This is a genomic window from Williamsia sp. D3, from assembly GCF_000506245.1.
Taxonomy (GTDB): Bacteria; Actinomycetota; Actinomycetes; order Mycobacteriales; family Mycobacteriaceae; genus Williamsia; species Williamsia muralis.
In genome coordinates this window covers 167,779-190,553 of sequence record NZ_AYTE01000018.1, presented here as the reverse complement: position 1 = coordinate 190,553, position 22,775 = coordinate 167,779, and the positions used below count along the sequence as shown (strand labels likewise).

Genomic DNA, 22,775 nt, shown 5'->3' with positions numbered 1-22,775 from the left:
TCCGACCTCAGCCGACCAGTTCGGCTGCCGTCCGGTCCGCCGCGGTCAGCGTGTTCGCGAGAACGGTTGTCATGCTGCCGCCTGCCACCAGCCCCAGGCGTGCCGCTGTCGCGGTCGGGTGCACGGTGTCGGGCCGGTTGTCCGGATAGCGGTACTCACTCAGCAGTACCGAAGGTGCGCTGAGGCTGTCGGTGTCGGGCAGGCCGAGGCGCAGTTGGTGACGCAACGCAGCCGTGCCCGCGATGTCGACGCTCATACGACCCGACCACCGTCCGGCATCCTCGCCGCGACGGCCGACCTGCACCCGTTCACAGAACCGGAACTCCCCCGACCCGGCGATCTCCACCGTGCACTGCGTGTGATGCACCGCGTCGCCCGCGACGATCGTGGGCTGTGGATCGACGATCAAAGTGGCCCCGTCGGCAACGGTGATATGCCATGACATGTCCGAGACAGTGTCGCTGCGGCCCGGCAGCGCAATGGCGGCAGCGACGCTGCGCAGAGTCAGTGCAGCACCGGATCTCACATCGACATGGATGTCGATCCGGTCTCCACCGAGGGGGGTCGCTGCGCTGGAGATCAAATGCAGGACGTCGCGGCCGGTCTGACGAACCGCCAGACCGCCGCTTGCCCGGACCCGAGGTGATCGCCCCTTGTGCGCCTCGAGATACAGCTCGGTGTGCATGTGATGTGCCGGCTCGTCACACCGTGTTCAGCGGTTGCGTCCGCGCTGCCGCAAGTTGGTCACGAACCCAGCTCAGCACGTCGGTCGCCGCGGGGTCGTCGGTCAGAGAGATGAGCACGGTCGGACGACCCTCGCGCACCTTCTCGGCATCGCTTCGCATGACGTGGAGGTCGGCGCCCACCATCGGTGCCAGATCCGTCTTGTTCACCACGAGCAGGTCGGAAAAGGTCACTCCGGGACCTCCCTTGCGCGGCACCTTGTCGCCGCCTGCCACATCGACCACGAAGATCTGCGCATCGATCAACCCCGTCGAGAACGTTGCCGTGAGGTTGTCCCCGCCCGACTCCACCAGGATCAGGTCAAGCGGCGGATTGGCCTCCACGAGATCGTCGATGGCATCGAGGTTCGCGGTGATGTCGTCGCGGATGGCGGTGTGGGGGCACCCGCCCGTCTGGACGGCGGTGATGCGCTCATCCGGCAAGACGGCATTGCGGCGCAGGAAGTCGGCATCCTCGGTGGTGTAGATGTCGTTCGTCAGCACGGCGACCGACAGTTCATCGCGGAGTTGGCGGCACAGTGCGGCCACCAACGCGGTTTTACCAGAGCCGACGGGACCACCGATTCCGATGCGGAGTGCTTCACCGGCGACTCGCTCGCGCTTGGGCCGCGAGTGATCATGCGTGTGCGGCTGTCCGTCGATGAGGTGCGGGGGCATGTTGTTCTCCTTCGGTTGTGCGGGACGTGTTGTGGCAACGCCCGTGTCGACGTCGGCCCTGAGTTGTCAGGACGCGAACAGTGGCATGGCGCGCAGCTCGTGCCGCTGCGCGAACACATCGAGCAGCGGATCGGAATAGTCGGCGAGTTCGGTACAGGCGATCGCCGCGGTCTCTTCGCAGAGCTCGGTCATCTGAACCCCGAGCAGTGCGACGTCGCCGGGGTCCAACGCCAGCAGCCGCTGGCCGGCAGTGGCTGATCCGGTCATGGTCGTGTAGATGAGCACCAGTGCGCTCTGGTACCCGTCGAGGCCGGCGGCACGTGCCACCGAACCCGTCACGACGGGTAGGTGCGGCCTGGCCGAGTGCTCGGTCCAATCATGGTGCGGCCAGATATTTTTCCCAAGACGCAGCATGCCCCGGCCTTGCGATCGGGACGCCGTGCGCGCCGCGGCCGACGGTGTTCGCGCGTCGGCCTGGACGTCGGCAGCCGGCACCTCGAGCCGGCGGTCGACCACCGCGGCCGTGATCGACGCGGCGACCAGACCCGTCGTGCGTACCCGCCTGATGAGAAACGATCGCAGCGACGGGACGTCTCGGACCACACCGGAGGTGACTGCCTCCTCCAGGCCCCCAGAGTGGACATGAGCACCCACCGGCAGCCGAGAGTCCGCCAGAGTCAGCAACATTGCGAGGTTCTTGGCGGCTGACCCACCGATCGGTGGCGCTGCCTCCCCTGTCGAGATCACGGTCATCAGAACAGGAAGTACCGCTGGGCCATGGGCAGTGATGCGGCCGGCTGCTGGTCCCAGACCTGGCCGTCGATGGTGACCGTGAAGGTGTCGGGGTCCACCCGGATCTCCGGCTGCGCGTCATTGTTCGTCATGTCCGCTTTGCCGACCCGACGCACATCCTTCACCACCGCCAGGCGTCGATCGAGTCCCAAACGGTCGGGAAGTCCGTCCTCGATGGCTTGCGGCGCAACAAAACTCAGCGATGTCGCCGCGGCGAGCTTGGGCGCCGCGCCGAACATCGGTCGGGGCAGCACCGGCTGCGGGGTCGGGATGGACGCGTTGGCGTCGCCCATGGCCGCCCACGCGATCGCCCCACCCTTGATGACGGCGTGCGCGCGGACGCCGAAGAACGCCGGGTCCCACAGCACGAGGTCGGCGAGCTTGCCCACCTCGACCGATCCGATCTCGTCGTCCAGACCGTGAGCGATCGCAGGACAGATGGTGTACTTCGCCACATACCTCTGCGCGCGGGTGTTGTCCGCGGCCCCGTCGCCGGGAAGGGCACCTCGACGTTCCTTCATCACATGCGCGGTCTGCCACGTTCGCAGTACCACTTCGCCGATGCGACCCATCGCCTGCGAGTCCGAGCCGATCATCGAGATCGCGCCCATGTCGTGCAGCAGGTCTTCGGCGGCGATGGTCGACGGCCGGATGCGGCTCTCGGCGAACGCAAGATCCTCGGGCACACTGGGATTGAGGTGATGACAGACCATCAGCATGTCGAGGTGTTCGTCCAACGTGTTCACCGTGTGCGGCCGGGTCGGGTTGGTGGAGCTCGGCAGCACATTCGGGTACGCCGCAACCGTGATGATGTCGGGTGCGTGCCCGCCGCCTGCGCCTTCGGTGTGGTACGCGTGGATGCCACGCCCGGCGATGGCTCCGAGTGTCTGTTCGACGAATCCGGCCTCGTTCAGGGTGTCCGAGTGCAACGCCACCTGCACCCCAGACTCATCGGCGATCCGCAGACACGCATCGATGGCTGCCGGTGTACTGCCCCAGTCCTCGTGGAGTTTGAATCCCGAAGCGCCGGCGCGTAATTGCTCGCGCATCGAGTCGGCGCTGACCGTGTTGCCCTTACCCAGCAGGGCGATGTTCATCGGCCAGTGGTCGGTGGCCTGCAGCATCGAGGCGAGGTGCCAGGCACCGGGTGTGACCGTGGTCGCCTTGCTGCCCTCCGCCGGACCCGTCCCCCCGCCGATGAGCGTGGTGATCCCGTTTCCCAGTGCCTCGTCCATGATCTGCGGGCAGATGAAATGCACATGGCAATCGATGCCGCCCGCCGTGACGATCTTGCCGTTGCCCGCGATTACCTCGGTGGACGGGCCGATCACGAGATCCGGATGTACCCCGTCCATGGTGTCCGGGTTGCCGGCCTTCCCGAGGGCTACGATCCGGCCGTCACGAATACCCAGGTCCGCCTTGATGATCCCCCAGTGATCGAGCACCACGACACCGGTGATGATGGTGTCGGGAGAACCGTCGGCCCGGGTTGCGCGGCCTTGGCCCATCGATTCGCGGATGACCTTGCCACCGCCGAAGACAGCCTCCTCACCCGCGAGACCCGGTCCGCCCGACCTGTCCTCGGTGACCTCGATCAGCAGGTTGGTGTCTGCCAGACGGATCCGGTCCCCCACGGTGGGACCGAACAGATCGGCGTAACGCGCACGGCTCAACGATGCCATCTACGAATCCAACTTTCCGGGTGGGTTCAGCGAAATACCGTGCACCTCACGGGTACCGGCGATCGGCACCAGCTCCACGGTGGCCTCGATGCCTGGTTCGAACCGAACGGCGGTGCCCGCCGGGATGTTCAGGCGCTTTCCGTGTGCGGCCTGACGGTCGAAGTCGAGGGCAGCATTCGATTGGGGAAAATGCACGTGGCTGCCCACCTGAACGGGGCGGTCGCCGGCATTGGTCACCACGACCTCGGTGATCTCGGCACCCTCGTTGATGACGATTTCTCCTGGCGCACAAAGTACCTCGCCGGGGATGGGAGCAGGCTCTGCCATCGTGACTCCTCTAGGAGATCGGGTTGTGCACGGTCACAAGCTTGGTGCCGTCCGGAAAGGTTGCCTCCACCTGCACGTCGTGCAACATCTCGGGGACCCCGTCCATGACCTGTTCGCGGCTGAGCACTTCGCGCCCCGTGGACATCAGTTCGGCCACGTTCCGTCCGTCGCGTGCCCCCTCGAGGATGTGGTCGGTGATGACCGCGACGGCCTCGGGGTGATTGAGCAGCAACCCACGCCCCTGCCGACGACGTGCCAATTCCGCAGCGTACGAGATCATCAGTCGCTCTTGCTCATGCGGCGACAGATGCACGATGTCCTCCTCGATTGTGAACAGCCGATGAACACGCATCGACCGACTCATACTGCCACGCACAGCCCGCGTCGGCGCGGTGGAAGACGCCATCGACCCGCGGGGTCAGCCGAGCACGCCCCCACTCGCGCGCAGTTCACCCAGAGCCGCTGCCGAACACCGAGGTCCGACGGCCAGCACATCCGCCTCGGCGAACGCACCCACCGACAGTCCACGCAGCACCACGAGGGCCAGTGATTGAGCGGTCGCGGGCTCGTCCACGAACTCCGAACTCTGGCGGTCGAAGTACGACTGTAACCGCGTCACGGCCGGTGACATCGCCGACCGGAAGAAGCCGTACACCGCCAGCCATCGAGTCACGAGATGACCCGGGTGCATGTCCCACCCCTGATAGAAGCCACGCTCCAGGCTGCGGGTGACGAGTCGGTGATGACGGCGTAGCGCCGCTTCGACGACCTCGACGGAACCGACCGGGGACACCTGGGTGGACCCGTCCGACACCCAGACCCCGGTCTGCGCTGCCGCGACGAGCATCACCGACTTGGCGTGGTCGGCGACCGGATGTTCCAGCGACTGCTGGGACGACACGATGCCGCAGGCGGCACTGTAATCGTATGTCCCGTAATGCAATCCGGTCAGACGCGGCCCGCCACGATGGATCGCTTCGGCTACCGTGGCCCGCCCGTCGGCACCGAGCACCGCCTGGGGACTCTCGATCTGCAGTTCGAAACGTAACGCGCCTTCGGGCACGCCGTGCGCGCGTTCGAGCTCTTCGCAGATCATCACCACCGCATCCACCTGGGCTACCGCGCGCAGTTTGGGGACGGTGAACACAAACCCGTCCGGCACCCCGCCGGCAGCATCGAGCACAAGCTCCAGTGACCGCAAGCCGCGCGCCCGTTCAGTCGCACCGAGCCCCTTGCAGCGAACACCGAAGGCGCTGGGCGCCCGCTCAGGTCGGGCAGACCATGTGGCGATCGTGCGACCGGCCGCTCGAGCGTCGCGGTCCTCGACCACATCCGGCCGCCAGCCGTAACCGTCCTCGAGGTCTATCCGGAGGTCTTCGATCGGCTGGCTGCGCAACCGGGCCTGGACCAGCGAGGCGACGCCGGTGCGATCGAGGTCGGCAACCACGGCGGCGGCCTCGTCAGCGATCGCCGACGCCCGTTGCCCCCAGTCGCTGGGGGTGTCCGCGTCCACGTCGGCGGCACTCACATAGACGGTGTGGGCAGGCTGCTTCTCGGCGCGATCGCCGGGATACGCCCGGTCGAGTTCAACATCGACGGCAGAGAGGACCGCATCGATGCGGGCTCGCGCCGGGTCGGACAAGCGTGTCGCGGCCGGTGCCGCATCGTGTCCCATACCGACGCAGATCAGTTCTCGGCGGCGATGTTCTGCAGCCGCACCCGGCCCTGCGCGATCAACGTGCCCGACTCGTCGGTGATGTCGACCTCCCACAGCTGCTGACGGCGGCCCCGATGAATCGGCTTCGAACGAGCAGTCATGGTCCCCGTGCTCACGGCCCGGAGGAAATCGGTGCTGTTGTTCACCCCGACCACGTGGGAGTCGGTGATCCCCTTGCTGTTCAGCCAGACCTGACCTGACATGCTCGCGACCGATTCGATCACCGAGCAGTACACACCGCCGTGGACGATGCCCCAGGGTTGCAGCAGTTTGGGAGTGATCTCGAACGTCGCGGTGAGCTCGTCAGCTGTTGCCGATTGCGGCTGTAAACCGAGCTCGTTGTCGAAGCCCTTGGGCAACGTGCCCATCGTCTCGGCCAGATCGATGTTGTCTGCCACCGTGGTTCTCCTTGCCTGAGGCCGCGCTCTGGGACTACGCGCCGCGTGACAGACAGTCTGTCAAAACCCAGATGACGGGTCCGCCCGCGGTGACCCTCTCGACCGGATGGGGACGACAAAAGAATCAGCAGGCCCCACCTTTCGGTGGGGCCTGCTGTGGCGCGGACCGGGGGTCTCTGCAGCCCTCAGGACACTCGCTCGGTCCCACGTAAGAATGAATGTAGGCTAGCCTTACCAACCTGTCAACCGCGACGGAAGAAAATTGATGGCACCACGCGTTGAGCTGTTTGATGAGAAGAAACGTAAAGTGAGAAGAATGAACGGGTTGGGTGAGCTCGAGCGGGCAGTCATGGACAATTTGTGGTCGTCCGCCGAACCGCAGACGGTGCGTCAGGTACACGCAGCTCTGTCGGCGGATCGCGAACTCGCATACACGACTGTGATGACAGTGCTCCAGCGACTGGCAAAGAAGAATCTCGTCACGCAACTGCGCGATGACCGCGCCCACCGCTACTCGGCCACCCATCCGCGTGAGCACCTCGTGGCGAGCTTGATGGTTGACGCGCTGAGCGAAGCGGACGAGGCTGGATCACGGCAGGCCGCCCTGGTCTCCTTTGTGGGCCGGGTCGGCGCCGACGAGGCGGAAGCGCTTCGACGTGCACTGGATGAACTGGAATCGGCCCGCGGAGCCCACGGCGAGTCATATCGATCTTCTGAGCCCTAGGACCTACTTTGACCGCGTTGGTGTTCGGGATCGTGGCTCTCGTTCTCGTGGGCCCGGCCCCGTCGTGGCTCGCGCGCGCGCAGTGGCCACTCCGCGCCCCGCGTGCGGCCATGGCCCTGTGGCAGTCGATCGCCATCGCGGCAGTGCTCTCCGCGTTCAGCTGCGGCCTCGCCATCGCCGCAAATCTTCTTGTCCCCGACGCGCAGGGACGACCCACGACGAACCCGTTCGACGAGATCGAAAGCCTCGGCTTGGTGCTCTGGACGGTCTACATCAGCGTGTTCTTGATCACACTCCTCATCGGTGCGCGGCTGTTCTACACCGTGATCCGGGTCGCCATGCGTACCAGGGCGCGCCGGTCGGCCCACCGTGAACTCATCGATCTGCTCGACCGGATGGATCGCACCGTCCCCGGCGATCCGCTCAGTGCGCGCGACGTGCGCATGCTCGAGGTCGATCAGCCCATGGCGTACTGCCTCCCCGGCCTGCGACAGCGTGTCGTCGTCAGCGAGGGCACCGTTGCCCGATTGCGCCGGGATGAACTCGACGCCGTGATCAGTCACGAGCGTGCACATCTACGCGCCCGACACGACCTGATACTCGAAGCCTTCATCGCCGTTCATGAAGCCTTTCCCCGCTTCGTCCGGAGCCGTTCAGCGCTGGGTGCCGTGCAGTTGCTCGTCGAGCTGCTCGCCGACGACACCGCCATCCGCTGTGCCGGGCGCAAGCAACTCGGCCGTGCCCTGGTCGCGTGCGCCGATTCGGTGGCGCCCCGCGGCGCGATGGCCATCGGCGGACCCAGCACCCTCACCCGAGTTCAGCGGCTCGTCGACACCCGTCCGGCCACAGCCATCTCGGCGTTCGCCTACGTCGCCGCCGCCGCGATCCTGGTGATCCCGACGGTCGCCGTGGCCGTTCCCTGGCTCACCGAGCTGCATCGCCTGATCGACAACTGATCTCGACGCGAGGTCCGGTGAGCTTAGTCATAGGGTGTACGCATGACTGAAACAGCTGCCCGCGCCCAGATCGGTGTCACCGGCTTGGCGGTGATGGGCTCCAACATCGCCCGAAACTTCGCCCGTCACGGCCACACCGTCGCACTGCACAACCGCAGTATCGCGAAGACCGACGCACTGATCGAAAAGCACGGCCACGAGGGAGACTTCGTGCGAACCGAGACAGTCGCCGAATTCGTCGCGGCGCTCGAGAAGCCCCGTCGTGTCCTGATCATGGTGAAAGCCGGCGCCCCGACCGATGCGGTAATCGAGGAGCTCGCCGCCGAGATGGAGGAAGGCGACATCATCATCGACGGCGGCAATTCGCTCTACACGGACACCATCCGCCGCGAAGCCGCGATGTCCGAGCGTGGCCTGAACTTCGTCGGCGCGGGTATCTCCGGCGGCGAAGAGGGTGCGCTCAACGGACCGTCGATCATGCCGGGCGGACCGGCCAAGTCCTACGAGTCCCTCGGCCCGTTGCTCGAGTCGATCTCGGCCCACGTCGACGGGGAGCCCTGCTGCACCCACATCGGCCCCAACGGTGCCGGACACTTCGTGAAAATGGTCCACAACGGCATCGAGTACGCCGACATGCAGCTCATCGGCGAGGCCTACGACCTGATGCGCAAGGCCCTGGACCTCCCTGTCGCAGAGATCGCCGACGTCTTCCGCGAGTGGAACTCGGGAGACCTCGACAGCTACCTCGTCGAGATCACCGCCGAGGTCCTCAGCCAGGTGGATGCCGAGACAGGCAAGCCACTCGTCGACGTCATCGTCGATGCGGCGGGTCAGAAGGGCACCGGCCGCTGGACCGTGAAGTCCGCTCTCGATCTGGGCATCCCCACCACCGGCATCGCCGAGGCGGTCTTCGCCCGGGCGTTGTCGAGCGCAACCGATCAGCGAAAGCAGGCACAAGCGCCTGGCGTCGGGCACGCTGGCGGCGGCACCATCGGACAAGGCGACCTTCATAGACGACATCAACAAGGCGCTCTACGCGTCCAAGGTGGTCGCGTATGCACAGGGCTTCGACCAGATCGCGGCCGGCAGCAAGGAATACGACTGGAACCTGCATCCCGGCGACCTCGCCACCATCTGGCGGGGCGGCTGCATCATCCGGGCCAAGTTCCTCAACCGTATCCGGGACGCCTACTCGGAGAACCCGGAGCTGCCCAGCCTGCTCCTCGCTCCGTACTTCCGCGACGCGGTCGAGAACGCTGTGGACAGCTGGCGCCGCGTCGTCGCCACCGCGACCACGATGGGTATCCCCGTTCCGGCGTTCGCATCGTCGCTCTCGTACTACGACGCACTGCGCGCCGAGCGACTGCCGGCTGCTCTGACCCAGGGGTTGCGTGACTTCTTCGGCGCGCACACGTACCAGCGCGTCGACAAAGAAGGCACGTTCCACACGCTGTGGAGCGAAGACCGCACGGAGATCGAGGCCTGATCCCAGATTGGACGACCGGCCCCCGGTCTTGTGTTGCTGTGACACCTCCCACCTGCAGGTTGGTCTGTCACAACGGCACAAGGTCGGGGGTTTCGGGCTTCCCGGGTAGAATTGCCTCACGTGCGCTTCCTTGACGATCATTTCCCGAGCCATGACCTGACCTACGACGATGTCTTCCTCGTCCCCGGTCGAACCGACGTCACCTCCCGATTCGATGTCGACCTGTCCACCTCGGACGGCTCGGGAACCACCATTCCCCTGGTCGTCGCCAACATGACCGCTGTCGCAGGACGGCGGATGGCCGAGACCGTGGCGCGGCGTGGTGGACTCGTGGTGTTACCGCAGGACCTTCCCATCAGCGCGGCCGCCGACATGATCTCGTTCGTCAAGGGACGGCGCCTTGTCGCCGACACCCCTGTGGTCCTCGGTGGTGACGCAGCTGTGTCAGATGCCCTGGCCCTTCTGCCCAAGCGTGCCCACGGTGCAGTGGTCGTCCTCGACACCGATGCGGCGACGCCCATCGGAGTGGTGACCGAGCGGGCCTGTGTCGACGTGGACCGGTTCGCGCGGCTCACCGAAGTGCTCGACCCCGACTTCGTCACCGCCCCCGTGGGAACGCCGCCGCGAGAGATCTTCGAGCTGCTCGAGGGAGCCCACACCGACCTGGCCGTGCTCACCGAGCCGGACGGAAGCCTGGCGGGAGTGTTGACCCGCGTGGGTGCTCTACGTGCAGGCATCTACCAACCCAATGTCGACGGCGCCGGGCGACTGCGCGTCGCCGCTGCGGTGGGCATCAACGGCGACGTGACGGCCAGGGCCACTGCGCTGGTCGAGGCCGGTGCCGATCTGCTCGTCGTCGACACCGCGCACGGTCACCAAGAACGCATGCTGGCGGTGCTGGGGCAGATCGCCGACGCCGATCTCGGCGTGCCCCTGTGCGCCGGCAACGTGGTCTCGGCGCAGGGCACCAAGGACCTTATCTCCGCGGGCGCCTCGATCGTCAAAGTCGGGGTGGGGCCGGGCGCCATGTGCACCACTCGGATGATGACCGGCGTGGGTCGGCCCCAGTTCTCCGCTGTTGCCGAATGCGCCTCGGCAGCAAGGGGTTCGGGCGCCCACGTCTGGGCAGACGGTGGCGTGAGGCATCCCCGCGACGTGGCCCTGGCCATTGCCGCGGGCGCCTCGAACGTGATGATCGGTTCCTGGTTCGCCGGAACGTACGAGAGTCCGGGTGACCTGAAGTGGGACCGCGACGGCAAACCGTACAAGGAGAGCTTCGGTATGGCGTCCAAACGAGCGGTCGCGGCACGGACAGCCACCGACAGTGCGTTCGACCGCGCACGCAAGGCGCTGTTCGAGGAAGGGATTTCGAGCTCACGGATCGCCCTGGACCCCGAACGTCCCGGCGTCGAAGACCTCATCGACCACATCTGCGCAGGAGTTCGCTCGACGGCGACGTACGCGGGCGCGCGGTCGCTCGACGAATTGCACGACAAAGCTGTCCTGGGGGTGCAGTCGGCAGCGGGCTTCGCGGAGGGACGGCCATTACCGACGGGTTGGTGACCCGTTAAGATCGTTGATATTCCGGCATCACATTTCACTGCCCTACATCTGGAGGCTGGATTGTTGCGCCTCCACCGGGAGCGGAGCGAAGTTCTCTTGTCTCGACAGTCACCGCGCGAACTCCGCCTCGCTGTGTCATCGGAACCCGTAGACGGCCGTGGTGATCGTTGATGCAAGCGCTCATCCTGGCCGGCAGCCTTCTCGGTTTCCTCGCACTGACCTTGGGAACGGCTCTGTTCGTCGCGGCCGAGTTCTCGCTGACCGCTCTCGAGCGGTCCACGGTCGAGAACGACGTACGGACTCGGGGTGATCTGCGGGCGAGGCAGGTCAGCAAGGCGCACCGATCGCTCTCGTTCCAGCTGTCCGGTGCCCAACTCGGCATCACGATCACCACGCTTGTCACCGGTTACATCGCCGAGCCGGTCTTGGCCCAGCTCTTCGAGCCGGCTTTCGAAGCGGTAGGGCTCCCGGACGGCGCCACAACGGCCGTCTCGCTCATCCTCGCCCTTGTCATCGCCACATCGTTGTCGATGGTTCTGGGTGAGTTGATCCCGAAGAACCTGGCGATCTCCAAGCCACTGCCCACAGCCCGGGCCACCGCCGGCCCGATGAGTTTGTTCTCGGCAACCTTCCGGTGGCTGATCAACGCTCTCAACGGCACAGCGAACTGGGTGGTCAGGCGCCTCGGCGTCGAGCCCGCCGAGGAACTACGGTCGGCGCGTTCCCCCCAGGAACTCGGCAGCCTGGTTCGCAATTCGGCCCGGCAAGGCGCCCTGGACCCCGGCACCGCTGCTCTCGTCGACCGCTCCCTGCAGTTCGGAGAGCGTACGGCCGAGGAACTGATGACCCCGCGGGTGACCGTGGAGTCGCTCGACATCCACGACACCGTTCGCGACCTGATCCTTGCCTCATCCCGTACCGGCTACTCCCGTTTCCCGATCCTCGATGGCGGCGACCTCGACAACATCATCGGTATCGTCCACATCAAGCAGGCGTTCACCGTCCCTCTGACCGCGCGCGCGAGCACGCAACTGGGCACCCTGGCGCGGGACGTCCCCGTGGTTCCGGCAAGTCTCGACGGTGACGCACTGATGCAGCAGATCCGGGCAGACGGATTCCAGGTGGCCGTGGTCGTCGACGAGTACGGCGGCACAGCCGGGATCGTCACCACCGAAGACCTGATCGAAGAGATCGTCGGCGACGTCACCGACGAACACGACGACGAGCAAGCCGACGTCCAGCGCGATGGGGACGGATACATCTGCAATGGACTGCTGCGTATCGACGAGTTGCTGGATGCGATCGGATACCGGGCACCGGACGGCCAATACGACACCTTGGGCGGGCTGTTGATGTTCCAGCTCGGCCGCATCGCCAGAGAAGGTGACGTGATCGATCTCCCCGTCCGTACAACCGCATCCGAGGACGACGAGGATTCGCCGCAGACGGAGTCGGATCAACGGTGGCAGGCGCGCGTGGTCCGGATGGAAGGTCGCCGGATCGACGTCGTCGCATTGACTCCGCTGTCCGGGTCAGATGTGGAGCATTCCGATGGGTGATCTCTTCGGTGTTGTCCTGACTGTGTTCCTCCTGGGCGGCAACGCCTTTTTCGTCGCTGCCGAGTTCTCACTGATCTCTGCTCGTCGCGACCGCCTCGAGGCACTCGAGGAGCAAGGCAAGCGCCGGGCGCGCACGGTCATCGAGGCAGGCGAACATCTGTCGCTGATGTTGGCCGCGGCCCAGCTCGGCATCACGATCTGTTCGATCCTGCTCGGACGGGTCGGTGAACCAGCGATCGCTCACCTCATCGAAAAGCCATTGGAACTCGTCCACGTACCTCACGGCCTCCTGCACCCGATCGCCTTTGCGCTCGCGTTGTCGCTGGTGGTCGTCCTGCACATCCTCCTCGGCGAGATGGTCCCGAAGAACATCGCGCTTGCCGGCCCGGAACGTTCGGCGATGCTCCTGGTGCCGGTGCACCTGCTGTTCATCAAGATCGCCCGACCGCTGATCGCGTTCTACAACTGGTCGGCGAACGTCTCGCTGCGCATCATGCGGGTGGAGCCGAAAGACGAACTGGACGCGACCGTCTCGGCCAACGAGCTGTCGCAGATGTTGGGCGAGTCACGGCAAGAAGGCCTCATCGACGAAGAAGAGCACGACAGGCTCACGCGTGCACTCCAGACCTCTGGTCGGACGGTACTCGAAGTGGCGATCCCGCTCAGCGAACTGCGCAGCGTGCAGGTCACCAAGGACGCCGAGACCGGCCGTGTCGGGCCAACTCTCGGCTCGATCGAGCAAGCAGTCACCGACACCGGCTTCTCGCGTTACCCGGTGCGCGGCACCGACGGCACCTACACCGGTTACCTACACCTCAAGGATGTCCTCGACGAGATCCTCGACGAATCGGTGGGTCCCGACAGCATCATCGGTGTCGACAAGATCCATCCCCTGCCGGTCCTGGCGGACCGCACAGCGCTCGACGAGGCCACCTCGGCCATGCGGCGCACCAGTTCACACCTCGCCGCCGTGGTCGACGACAACGGTCGCACGGTTGCGGTGGTTGCCCTGGAGGATCTCGTCGAGGAGTTCGTGGGAACGGTGCGCGACGAAACGCACCGCGTGTGAGTGGGATCGTGGCCGTCCAGTCCCCTGTCGCCCAGGACTGGCAGGCTGCCGCGCAGGCACATCGTGAGCGGGTTGACTCCCTGCTGAGCCGGCACCCGGCACGACTTCAAGACGCCACCCGGGGCGAGGTCGTTCATCCCGTGTGGGGATTCTTGTTCACCTACTACAGCTATCGCCCCGCTCAATTGCGCCGCTGGCACCCCGGTTTCGGACACCCGATCAGCGGTCCCGCCGCTCGCCGCTACCTCGACTACTCCGGATACGCAGAGGTCAGCGGGGTGGTCACCGTGGATTCACGCCACCTCGCCAAGCGACGCGAGACCGTCCAGTACGTGCACGACCTGCTGTCGGCAACCCGCGAGCGCCCCGCCCGGCTGAACTGCTTCGGTCTGCATGAGTGGGCGATGGTGTACGCCGCCCCTTCCGAGCAGATGAGGCACGCGGGCGTTCCTCTGCGACTGTCATCCGCCGACACCGACGCAGTGGTCCGTTCTCTGCCGCTGCGATGCACCCACTACGACGCGTACCGGTTCTTCACCGAACCTGCTCGGCCACTGAACCTGACGGTGCTGGACCGGACGACTCAACAGGACGCAGAACAACCAGGGTGCATCCATGCCGGAATGGATCTGTACAAGTGGGCGTACAAGCTGTCGCCGCTTTTACCTTCCGAGCTCGTGGTGGATGCATTCGAGATGGCACTGCGCTTTCGCGAGCTCGACATGCGGGCAAGCCCCTATGACCTGACGGCCTTCGGATTCGAACCCATCGCCATCGAAGAGGCCGCAGGCCGTAGCGAATACGTCCGGGCGCAGTCGGTCCTGACCCATCACGCCCAGATTGTCCGTACCCGGCTCATCGACCGATGCAGTGCGCTGCTGACCGGCCAAGAGCCTCTTCCTACCCATGAGTAACATAGAGGTCGAAATTGACCTGGATCGAAAGAAAGTGAGGCCGGTTATGGCTCAGCGCGTCACCGTCGACGGCGGCTTGCAGGTTGCGTCCGTTCTTTACGACTTCATCAACAACGAGGCGTTGCCCGGCACCGGCGTAGACCAGGATGCGTTCTGGGCAGGCGCTGCGGCGGTCATCACCGACCTCACCCCACGCAACCGTGAGCTGCTCGCCATCCGCGACGACCTTCAGGCCAAGGTCGACCAGTGGCACCGCGACAACCCGGTCTCGGACCCCGCTTCGTTCGATTCCGACGCCTACAAGGCGTTCCTGACCGACATCGGTTACCTCGCCCCGGTCCCCGACGATTTTCAGATCACCACATCAGGCGTGGATGACGAGATCACCAGCACCGCCGGACCGCAGCTGGTGGTGCCCATCCTCAACGCCCGGTTCGCCCTGAACGCGTCGAACGCCCGTTGGGGATCGCTCTACGACGCGCTGTACGGGACCGATGTCATCCCCGAGTCCGACGGCGCCGAGAAGGGCAAGTCGTACAACAAGGTCCGCGGCGACAAGGTCATCGCGTTCGCCAAGGACTTCCTCGACACTGCCGCACCTCTGGAGTCCGGCAAGCACGCCGACGCCACCGGTTACGCCGTCGTCGACCAGCAGGTGCAGGTCACCCTCTCCGGTGGTTCCACCACCGGCTTCGCCGATCCCGCCGCGTTCGCCGGATACTCCGGTGACGCAGCTGCCCCCAGCGGTATCCTCGTGCGCCACAACGGACTTCATCTGGAGATCCAGATCGACGCGGACTCCCCCATCGGGTCGACAGACCCGGCCGGGGTCAAAGATGTGCTGGTCGAGTCTGCGGTCACCACGATCATGGACTTCGAGGATTCTGTCGCCGCCGTCGACGCCGAGGACAAGGTCACCGGCTACCGCAACTGGCTCGGCCTGAACAAGGGCGACCTGGCCGAAGAGGTCACCAAGGGCGGTAAGACCTTCACCCGCGTGCTCAATCCCGACCGCACCTACACCGCCCCTGACGGGTCGGAATTGACCCTGCACGGGCGGTCGCTGTTGTTCGTGCGCAACGTCGGCCACCTGATGACCAACGACGCGATCATCGCCGCGGACGGCAGCGAGGTCCCCGAGGGCATCCTCGATGCGCTGTTCACCTCGTTGATCGGTAGCCACGGCCTCAAAGCCGACGGGCTGCAGAACTCGCGGACCGGTTCGATCTACATCGTGAAGCCGAAGATGCACGGCCCGGACGAGGTCGCCTTCACGGTCGAGCTGTTCGGCCGGGTCGAGCAGGTCCTGGGGTTGCCCACCGGCACGCTCAAGGTCGGGATCATGGACGAGGAACGCCGCACCACGGTGAACCTCAAGGCCTGCATCAAGGCAGCTGCCGACCGCGTTGTGTTCATCAACACCGGTTTCCTCGACCGCACCGGCGACGAAATCCACACCTCTATGGAAGCCGGAGCCGTCGTCCGCAAGGCAGAGATGAAGGCGCAGACCTGGATCAAGGCCTACGAAGACTTCAACGTCGACACAGGCCTGCACGCGGGCCTGCAGCACAAAGCGCAGATCGGTAAGGGGATGTGGGCCATGCCCGACCTGATGGCCGACATGCTCGAGCAGAAGATCGGTCACCCCAAGGCCGGCGCGAACACCGCATGGGTGCCCTCTCCCACCGCCGCGACCCTGCACGCGCTGCACTACCACCAGATCGACGTGTTCGAACGCCAGAACGAGATCGCCAAACGCGATCCGGCGTCGGTCGAGGACATCCTCACCATCCCCCTCGCTCCCCGCACCGACTGGAGCGACGAGGAAAAGCGTGAAGAACTCGACAACAACTGCCAGTCCATCCTCGGGTACGTGGTGCGGTGGATCGATCACGGCGTCGGCTGCTCCAAAGTGCCCGACATCCACGACGTCGCACTGATGGAAGACCGTGCGACACTTCGGATCTCGAGCCAACTACTGGCAAACTGGCTCCGCCACGGCATCGTGTCCGAAGCAGACGTCGTTGCAGCTCTCGAGCGGATGGCACCGGTGGTCGACAAGCAGAACGCCGGCGACCCGACCTACCGGCCGATGGCCGCCGACTTCGAGGCATCCATCGCCTTCCAGGCAGCCAAGGAACTCATCCTCGAAGGCGGCCGGCAACCCAACGGCTACACCGAGCCGATCCTGCACCGGCGTCGGCGCGAGTTCAAGGCCGCCAACGCCTGACCTCCGAAGCGCGGCGCAGGGCGTCGCCGTCTGATAATTTCCTTGTGGCCCGAGCACTGTGCTCGGGCCACAAGGCATTTCTCACCGAAAGTCGAGCACCGTGCTTTCCGACGTCCGTAAACTCGCCCTGCTGGCCGTTGCCGCTGCAGCCCTCACCTTCTCGGCCGCGGGCTGCACCAGCGACGAGACCGGCACAGCCACAACTGCTTCCAGTTCTGCGGTTGTGTCCACCGCAGACCCTTCGGAGACGTCCGAGGTCCCCTCCACCACTTCGGAGGACAGCGGTGAGATCACCGAGATCGACGCCGAGGTCGGTGACTGCGTGAACCTCACGGGCACGATGCTCGACGCGAAGATCGCCCCGGCAACCTGCGGTGCCGTCGACTCCCACTACACCGTCGTGGCGAAGGTCGCCGATGAGAACAGCTGCCCGTCGGACGTCGATCAGACGTATTACGAGGAGCTGAACGGCTCCACGACCGGGGTGCTCTGTCTCGACATCGACTGGGTTGTCGGCAAGTGCTTCGAGATGGGCACCGCGTCGGACAGCACCGTCCAGGTGCCCTGTACCGGGTCCACCGGCGCGCGCATCCTCGCGGTCCTGCCCAACACCGTGGACGAGACCGACTGCCCCGCAGAGACAGAGACCTATTACACCTACGACGAACGCAAAAAGATCGTCTGCACCGTCGCACTGTCCTGACCTGGGTTCGTGCTGATGCCGTCGGCGCGGGCGGCTCCACCACCAGGAGATACGACCGCATAGACTGCGCAGCACAAGTCAGTCGGCAACCCGGTGGAGCTGTGACCAACCGGTCGCCGACGCCGTAGGTTGCGGTGGACATGAACTTCGTGGATTGAGGTGTGCGTGGGCGAGCATCGCAGGGCCGGTGGCAGACGCGGTGTCAGCCGTGGCCTTCTTGTACTGGCTATCGCAGTGGTCGTCGTCGTCGCGCTCGGATTCCTATGGGTTCTGTTGGGCGACCGGATCAACGAACAGGGTAAGGATGCGGCCGCCCGCTGCGTGGAGGGCGATCTCTCGGTGTCGATCGTCAGCGACCCCGGTCTCGCGGTACCTCTCAAGGCCGTCGCGGACAAGTACAACAAGACGCGTCCCACCGAACGCGACCGTTGCATCACGATCGAGGTTCGCCCAGGCGATGCCAAGGTGACACTGGACGGCCTCACCGGGGATTGGGACACCGCGTCGCGCGGACAATTCCCGGCCGCATGGATTCCGCAGTCGTCCGTGTGGAGTTCACAACTCATCGCGGCCCGGCCGGATGTGGTCGACGGATCCCCGTCGTCACTCGTGACCAGTCCGGTGGTCCTGGCGATACCGGCTGCAGCGGCCGAGGCCATGGACGGCGATGTCGGCTGGATCGAGTTGCCGACCCTACAACGCTCGGCCAAGGCGATGGACGATCTCGGACTTCGCGGCTGGGGCGAACTCAAGATGGCGATGCCCGTGGGCCCACAATCGGACGCGACGATGCTGGCGGCCCAGGCCATCGCCACCGAGGTGTCGCGCACACCCAGCGGACCGTTGTCTCCGGAAGACGCTGCCTCCCCGCTTGTCTCGTCAACGCTCCGCGCGATGCTCGCCTCAGCGCCGGCGACGGATCTGGGATCGTCCGAGAGCGGGGTGCGGGCACTGCAGCAGCAAGCCGATCCCGCGACAGGCAGTATCCATGCCGTACCGATCACCGAACAGCAGTTGTATGCGATCACCAAGGACGACGCCAACTCTGCTGTGGTGGCACTGTTCCCGTCCGGGCCGACCCCCATGGCCGACTTCCCGGTGGTCGAGATGACCGGTGATCAGGTGGACGCGGCACAACGAGACGCCGTCGGCGCCTTCATCGACTACGTCCACGACCCCGAACAGATCTCGACCATCACCTCACTGGGCTTCCGCGGCGCAGGTCAGCTGCCGCCGGCAACCTCGACCGTGACGTTCCCCGTGACGCCGACACCCATGCCGATGCCGTCGCCCGAGGCACAGAACGCGATCACCGAGGTGCTCACCCGGCGCAGCTGAACCCCGCCCGTTTCAGGCGAACGCCTCGATCGGCGGACAACTGCAGACCAGATTGCGGTCGCCGAACGCGCCGTCGATACGCCGCACCGCGGGCCACACCTTCGCTCGGGCACCCGCGGACGGCAATCCGTTCGGGTACACGGCGACCAGTCGGTCATAGCTGTGCTCCCAGTCCCCGACGAGACACTCGGCGGTGTGCGGAGCACCTCGCAGTGGGTTGTCGTCGGCCGGCCACTGACCGTCCGCCACTTTGTCGATCTCCGCGCGAATCGAGATCATCGCGTCGCAGAATGCCTCGATCTCGTCGAGGTTCTCGCTCTCGGTGGGCTCGATCATCAGCGTTCCGGCGACCGGGAAACTCATCGTCGGAGCGTGGAAGCCGTAATCGGCCAGACGTTTTGCGACGTCGTCGACTGTCACGCCGGTGCTCTTGGTGATCGGTCGCAGATCGATGATGCACTCGTGCGCCACCCGGTTGCCCGCGCCGGTGTACAGCACGGGGTACGAGTCGTTCAGCCGAGCAGCGATGTAGTTGGCGGAGGCGATCGCCGTCAGCGTTGCCTCCCGCAAGCCCTCGGCTCCCATCATCCGGATGTATGCGTAGGTGATCGGCAGGATCGACGCCGAGCCGTAGGGCGCACCCGAGATGGTGAGATCGCCAGGCAGCTCATCAGCCAGTGGATGTCCCGGCAGAAACGGCGCGAGGTGCTCTCGCACTCCGATCGGGCCGACGCCGGGACCGCCGCCACCGTGCGGGATGCAGAACGTCTTGTGCAGGTTCAGGTGGCTGACGTCTCCACCGAAGCGCCCCGGGCGAGCCACTCCCACCAGTGCGTTGAGATTGGCACCGTCGACGTAGACCTGGCCGCCTGCGTCGTGCACCGCGGCGCAGATGTCACCGACCTCGTCCTCGAAGACACCGTGGGTCGAAGGATAGGTGAGCATGATCGCTGCCAGATCGGCGGCGTTGGCGTCCACCTTGGCGCGTAGGTCGTCGACGTCCACGTCGCCGTTGTCACGGCAGGACACCACGACCACCCGCATGCCCGCCATGACCGCGGATGCTGCGTTGGTCCCGTGGGCACTCGACGGAATGAGGCAGACCGTGCGGTTCGAGTCACCACGGCTGCGGTGGTATTCGCGAATGGCCAACAGCCCGGCATATTCGCCCTGCGACCCCGCGTTGGGCTGGACGCTGACCCGGTCGTAGCCGGTGATCGCGACGAGCCAGTCCTCGAGCGAAGCGATGATCTTGCGCATGCCGGGTACGTCACCTGCCGGAGCAAAGGGATGCAGCCGGGAGATGGTCGGCCAGGTGATGGCTTCCATCTCGGCGGCGGCGTTCAACTTCATCGTGCATGAGCCGAGTGGGATCATGCTCCGATCCAGTGCGATGTCCTTGTCGGCAAGACTCCGCAGGTACCGCATCATCGCGGTTTCGGTGCGGTACCTGTTGACGCCGGATGGGTCAGGTATTCGCTTGTGCGGCTGTCGATCTCAGGCCAGTCCTTGGCGGCGTTCGAGGCGTCGACCCCAAACGCGTCGCGGACCGCGGACACGTGGTCCGCGGTGGTGGCCTCATCGCAGGCGATCGCGACATGGTCGTCGTCCACCAGTCGGAGGTTGATGCCACGTTCCTTGGCTGCGGCGACGACGCCTGCGGCCCGCCCGGGCACGGAGGTCAGCACGGTGTCGAAGAAGTTGTCATGCACCACCTCGACACCACCGGACCGCAGCGCCGCCGCAAGTGTGCGGGCATGCCCGTGCACCCGGCTCGCGATGGCGCGGAGCCCGTCGGCCCCGTGGTAGCTGGCGTACATCGCGGCGATGATCGCGAGAAGCACCTGCGCGGTGCAGATGTTGCTGGTCGCCTTCTCTCGCCGGATGTGCTGCTCACGGGTCTGCAGCGACAACCGGTAGGCGAGGTTGCCGTCTGCGTCCTTCGAGACACCGACGAGGCGACCCGGCAATTGCCGGGCTTGCTTGGAGTGGACTGCCAGGTAGCCGGCGTGGGGTCCACCGAAGCCCATGGGCACCCCGAAGCGTTGGGTGGTCCCGAAACACACGTCGCGCCCAGCTCGCCGGGCGCAGCGATCAGCGTGAGGGCCAGCAGGTCGGCGCCGACGGCGACCAGCGCACCGCGCTCGTGTGCCGCTTCGATGAGCGGCGTGCAGTCGATGACGCGGCCTGACGCTGCCGGGGTCTGCAGGAGGACGCCGAAGAAGTCTCCGTCGGGAAGTCCTTGCGCGAGGTCGGTGGTGACTATCTCGATCCCCAGCGGTTCGGCGCGGGTGGCGATCACCGCTGCCGTCTGCGGGAAGACGTCGCTGTCGACGACAAACCGGGGGGACTTGCTCTTGCCGGCCCGGCGCAGCAGGGTCATGGCCTCGGCGGCCGCAGTTGATTCGTCGAGCATCGACGCATTGGCCACCTCCATGCCGGTCAGATCCGACACCATCGTCTGGAAGTTGAGCAGGGCTTCGAGGCGGCCTTGACTGATCTCAGGCTGGTAAGGGGTGTAGGCGGTGTACCACGCCGGGTTCTCGAGGATGTTGCGGACAAGGACAGGCGGGGTGAGGGTGTCGTAGTAGCCGAGGCCGATCATCGACGTCGCGACGGTGTTCTCGGCTGCGAGTGCGGCGAGTTCGGCGAGCACCTCGTGTTCGGATGCCGCCGGCGGCAGTGCTTCGAGACCGTTGTCCTGCGGGCCGTCGAGAATGCCTGCAGGCACCACTTGCCGGGCCAGGTCGTCGAGCGAGTCCGCGCCGATGAGCGAGAGGATTTGGCCGAGTTCGCTGTCGTCAGGACCGATGTGGCGATGAGTGAAAGAAGAGCCGGTCATGGTGGGACCTCCGCAGCGGTCACCGACGGGGCGACCACAGGTTGTGCCGACCGAAGCCGGACGCCGGTCCTCCCCCTCTGTCCTATCCACACTGCCCGAGGGACCGGTGGACGCCTGAGAGATTCAGCCGCAAGGGAATGCGGCCTTTCACCATGGGCGGACGGCTGATGCCGCCACTCTCCAGAGACGCCGACGACGACACGGTCCTGGGTGCCTGAGAGTTTGACGGAGAGGTGTTGCTCCTTCGGCGGTCACACTGCTGTGACGCTCTCCCGGGTCGCTGCGACGCGGGTTCAGTCTAGACCGACGCCGGGAGACATTGTCGGAGGGGCGATGTTCTAGCCGGTGCGGCGAGCCCGGCTCTTGCGGCGCGAGGCCAGCTCATCCTCGGGAGCGGCTTCGGTGACACCGCCGTCGGCACGCTCGGCCGGGAAGTCGGCGATGGTTCCGCTCAGTTCACGCATGGCGCCGCTGACCGCGATGCCGAAAACACCCTGACCGCCCTGCAGGAGGTCGACGACTTCCTCGGCGGACGTGCACTCATACACCGTCGTCCCGTCGGAGAACAGGGTGATGCGCGCCAGGTCTTCGACCCCGCGCTTGCGGAGGTGATCGACGGCCACGCGGATGTTCTGCAGCGAGATGCCCGTGTCCAGAAGACGCTTGACGATCTTCAGGACCAGGATGTCCTTGAAGGAATAGAGCCGCTGGCTACCGGAGCCTGCGGCGCCGCGGATGGACGGGACGACCAGAGAGGTGCGGGCCCAGTAGTCGAGCTGGCGGTAAGTGATACCCGCGATCTGGCACGCGCTGGGCACTCGGTAGCCGACGAGTTCGTCGGGCACGGTGTCGTTGGGGAACAGTCCCGGGATGATGTCGTCCAGCGACCCCTGCGACGGTCGGTCGATCCGGTGGGCATTCTCCCCTTGGGCAGTCTCCCCCACATGGGCAGTTTCACCGTCGTGTGGCTGATCGCCCACTGGGATCTCCTCGCGTGCTCTGTCGGTGACCGTCCGAGCGACGTCTTGGCGCCGACGGGCCCAAGTTTACGCGCTCTGACTGGTCAAAATCACAT

At 65.7% G+C, this 22,775-nt stretch carries 18 protein-coding genes, 2 pseudogenes and 1 riboswitch; of the genes and pseudogenes, 10 read left to right on the top strand and 10 right to left on the bottom strand.

The window, feature by feature from the left end; all coding sequences use genetic code 11:
- Window positions 1–7 precede the first annotated feature (7 nt).
- The 8 genes from W823_RS42680 to W823_RS42645 form a co-directional block, all read right to left on the bottom strand.
- Window positions 8–685: an urease accessory protein UreD gene (locus tag W823_RS42680; protein ID WP_023958087.1), complete on the bottom strand. Its 678-nt coding sequence runs from the start codon at window positions 683–685 to the stop codon at window positions 8–10.
- A 16-nt stretch (window positions 686–701) separates the two neighbouring features.
- Window positions 702–1,400: an urease accessory protein UreG gene (gene ureG / locus W823_RS42675; protein WP_023958086.1), complete on the bottom strand. Its 699-nt coding sequence runs from the start codon at window positions 1,398–1,400 to the stop codon at window positions 702–704.
- Window positions 1,401–1,466: 66 nt separating this feature from the next.
- Entirely contained in the window at window positions 1,467–2,153 is a 687-nt protein-coding gene (locus W823_RS42670) for an urease accessory protein UreF (RefSeq protein WP_023958085.1), read from the bottom strand.
- Entirely contained in the window at window positions 2,153–3,874 is a 1,722-nt protein-coding gene (locus W823_RS42665) for an urease subunit alpha (protein ID WP_023958084.1), read from the bottom strand. The genes W823_RS42670 and W823_RS42665 overlap by 1 nt, the downstream gene beginning before the upstream one ends.
- Window positions 3,875–4,201 (bottom strand): urease subunit beta, encoded by a 327-nt coding sequence (locus tag W823_RS42660; protein WP_023958082.1) that lies wholly within the window; start codon window positions 4,199–4,201, stop codon window positions 3,875–3,877.
- 10 nt (window positions 4,202–4,211) lie between these two features.
- The gene (locus tag W823_RS42655; RefSeq protein ID WP_031332263.1) at window positions 4,212–4,514 is read right to left on the bottom strand and encodes an urease subunit gamma; all 303 of its coding nucleotides are present in this window, start codon (window positions 4,512–4,514) and stop codon (window positions 4,212–4,214) included.
- 105 nt (window positions 4,515–4,619) lie between these two features.
- Window positions 4,620–5,876 carry an aldolase/citrate lyase family protein gene (locus tag W823_RS42650; protein ID WP_023958076.1) on the bottom strand — a complete coding sequence of 419 codons (1,257 nt, stop codon included), beginning with the start codon at window positions 5,874–5,876 and terminating at the stop codon, window positions 4,620–4,622.
- A gap of 11 nt (window positions 5,877–5,887) precedes the next feature.
- Window positions 5,888–6,286 (bottom strand): PaaI family thioesterase, encoded by a 399-nt coding sequence (locus W823_RS42645; protein WP_031332262.1) that lies wholly within the window; start codon window positions 6,284–6,286, stop codon window positions 5,888–5,890.
- 337 nt (window positions 6,287–6,623) lie between these two features.
- On the opposite strand from W823_RS42645, the gene W823_RS42640 reads away from it, so the two are divergent.
- The 10 genes and pseudogenes from W823_RS42640 (at window position 6,624) to W823_RS42595 (ending at window position 18,858) form a co-directional block, all read left to right on the top strand.
- Window positions 6,624–7,040, top strand: coding sequence for a BlaI/MecI/CopY family transcriptional regulator (locus W823_RS42640; RefSeq protein WP_023958072.1), 417 nt, complete (start codon window positions 6,624–6,626; stop codon window positions 7,038–7,040).
- 8 nt (window positions 7,041–7,048) lie between these two features.
- Window positions 7,049–7,996 carry a M56 family metallopeptidase gene (locus W823_RS42635; protein ID WP_023958070.1) on the top strand — a complete coding sequence of 316 codons (948 nt, stop codon included), beginning with the start codon at window positions 7,049–7,051 and terminating at the stop codon, window positions 7,994–7,996.
- A gap of 42 nt (window positions 7,997–8,038) precedes the next feature.
- Window positions 8,039–9,482: pseudogene (gene gndA / locus W823_RS42630) on the top strand (NADP-dependent phosphogluconate dehydrogenase).
- A gap of 120 nt (window positions 9,483–9,602) precedes the next feature.
- Window positions 9,603–11,045: a GuaB1 family IMP dehydrogenase-related protein gene (locus W823_RS42625; protein ID WP_023958064.1), complete on the top strand. Its 1,443-nt coding sequence runs from the start codon at window positions 9,603–9,605 to the stop codon at window positions 11,043–11,045.
- Window positions 11,046–11,215: 170 nt separating this feature from the next.
- Window positions 11,216–12,604, top strand: coding sequence for a hemolysin family protein (locus W823_RS42620; RefSeq protein ID WP_023958062.1), 1,389 nt, complete (start codon window positions 11,216–11,218; stop codon window positions 12,602–12,604).
- Window positions 12,597–13,673 carry a hemolysin family protein gene (locus W823_RS42615; protein WP_023958061.1) on the top strand — a complete coding sequence of 359 codons (1,077 nt, stop codon included), beginning with the start codon at window positions 12,597–12,599 and terminating at the stop codon, window positions 13,671–13,673. Before W823_RS42620 ends, W823_RS42615 begins: the two co-directional genes overlap by 8 nt.
- A complete protein-coding gene (locus W823_RS42610; protein WP_023958059.1) occupies window positions 13,670–14,587 on the top strand; it encodes a hypothetical protein in 918 nt (305 codons plus the stop codon). The genes W823_RS42615 and W823_RS42610 overlap by 4 nt, the downstream gene beginning before the upstream one ends.
- A gap of 46 nt (window positions 14,588–14,633) precedes the next feature.
- Window positions 14,634–16,817, top strand: coding sequence for a malate synthase G (locus W823_RS42605; protein ID WP_023958057.1), 2,184 nt, complete (start codon window positions 14,634–14,636; stop codon window positions 16,815–16,817).
- A gap of 100 nt (window positions 16,818–16,917) precedes the next feature.
- The gene (locus W823_RS42600; RefSeq protein ID WP_023958055.1) at window positions 16,918–17,520 is read left to right on the top strand and encodes a hypothetical protein; all 603 of its coding nucleotides are present in this window, start codon (window positions 16,918–16,920) and stop codon (window positions 17,518–17,520) included.
- A gap of 165 nt (window positions 17,521–17,685) precedes the next feature.
- Entirely contained in the window at window positions 17,686–18,858 is a 1,173-nt protein-coding gene (locus W823_RS42595; RefSeq protein ID WP_023958053.1) for a substrate-binding domain-containing protein, read from the top strand.
- Between the two features lie 12 nt (window positions 18,859–18,870).
- On the opposite strand, the pseudogene gcvP reads toward W823_RS42595, so the two are convergent.
- Together gcvP and W823_RS42585 are read right to left on the bottom strand one after the other, a co-directional pair.
- Window positions 18,871–21,700, bottom strand: a pseudogene (gene gcvP, locus W823_RS42590) (aminomethyl-transferring glycine dehydrogenase).
- 191 nt (window positions 21,701–21,891) lie between these two features.
- Window positions 21,892–21,985, bottom strand: a riboswitch (glycine riboswitch).
- A 53-nt stretch (window positions 21,986–22,038) separates the two neighbouring features.
- Window positions 22,039–22,680, bottom strand: a complete 642-nt coding sequence (locus tag W823_RS42585) for a MerR family transcriptional regulator (protein ID WP_023958051.1) — start codon at window positions 22,678–22,680, stop codon at window positions 22,039–22,041.
- Between the last annotated feature and the right edge of the window lie 95 nt (window positions 22,681–22,775).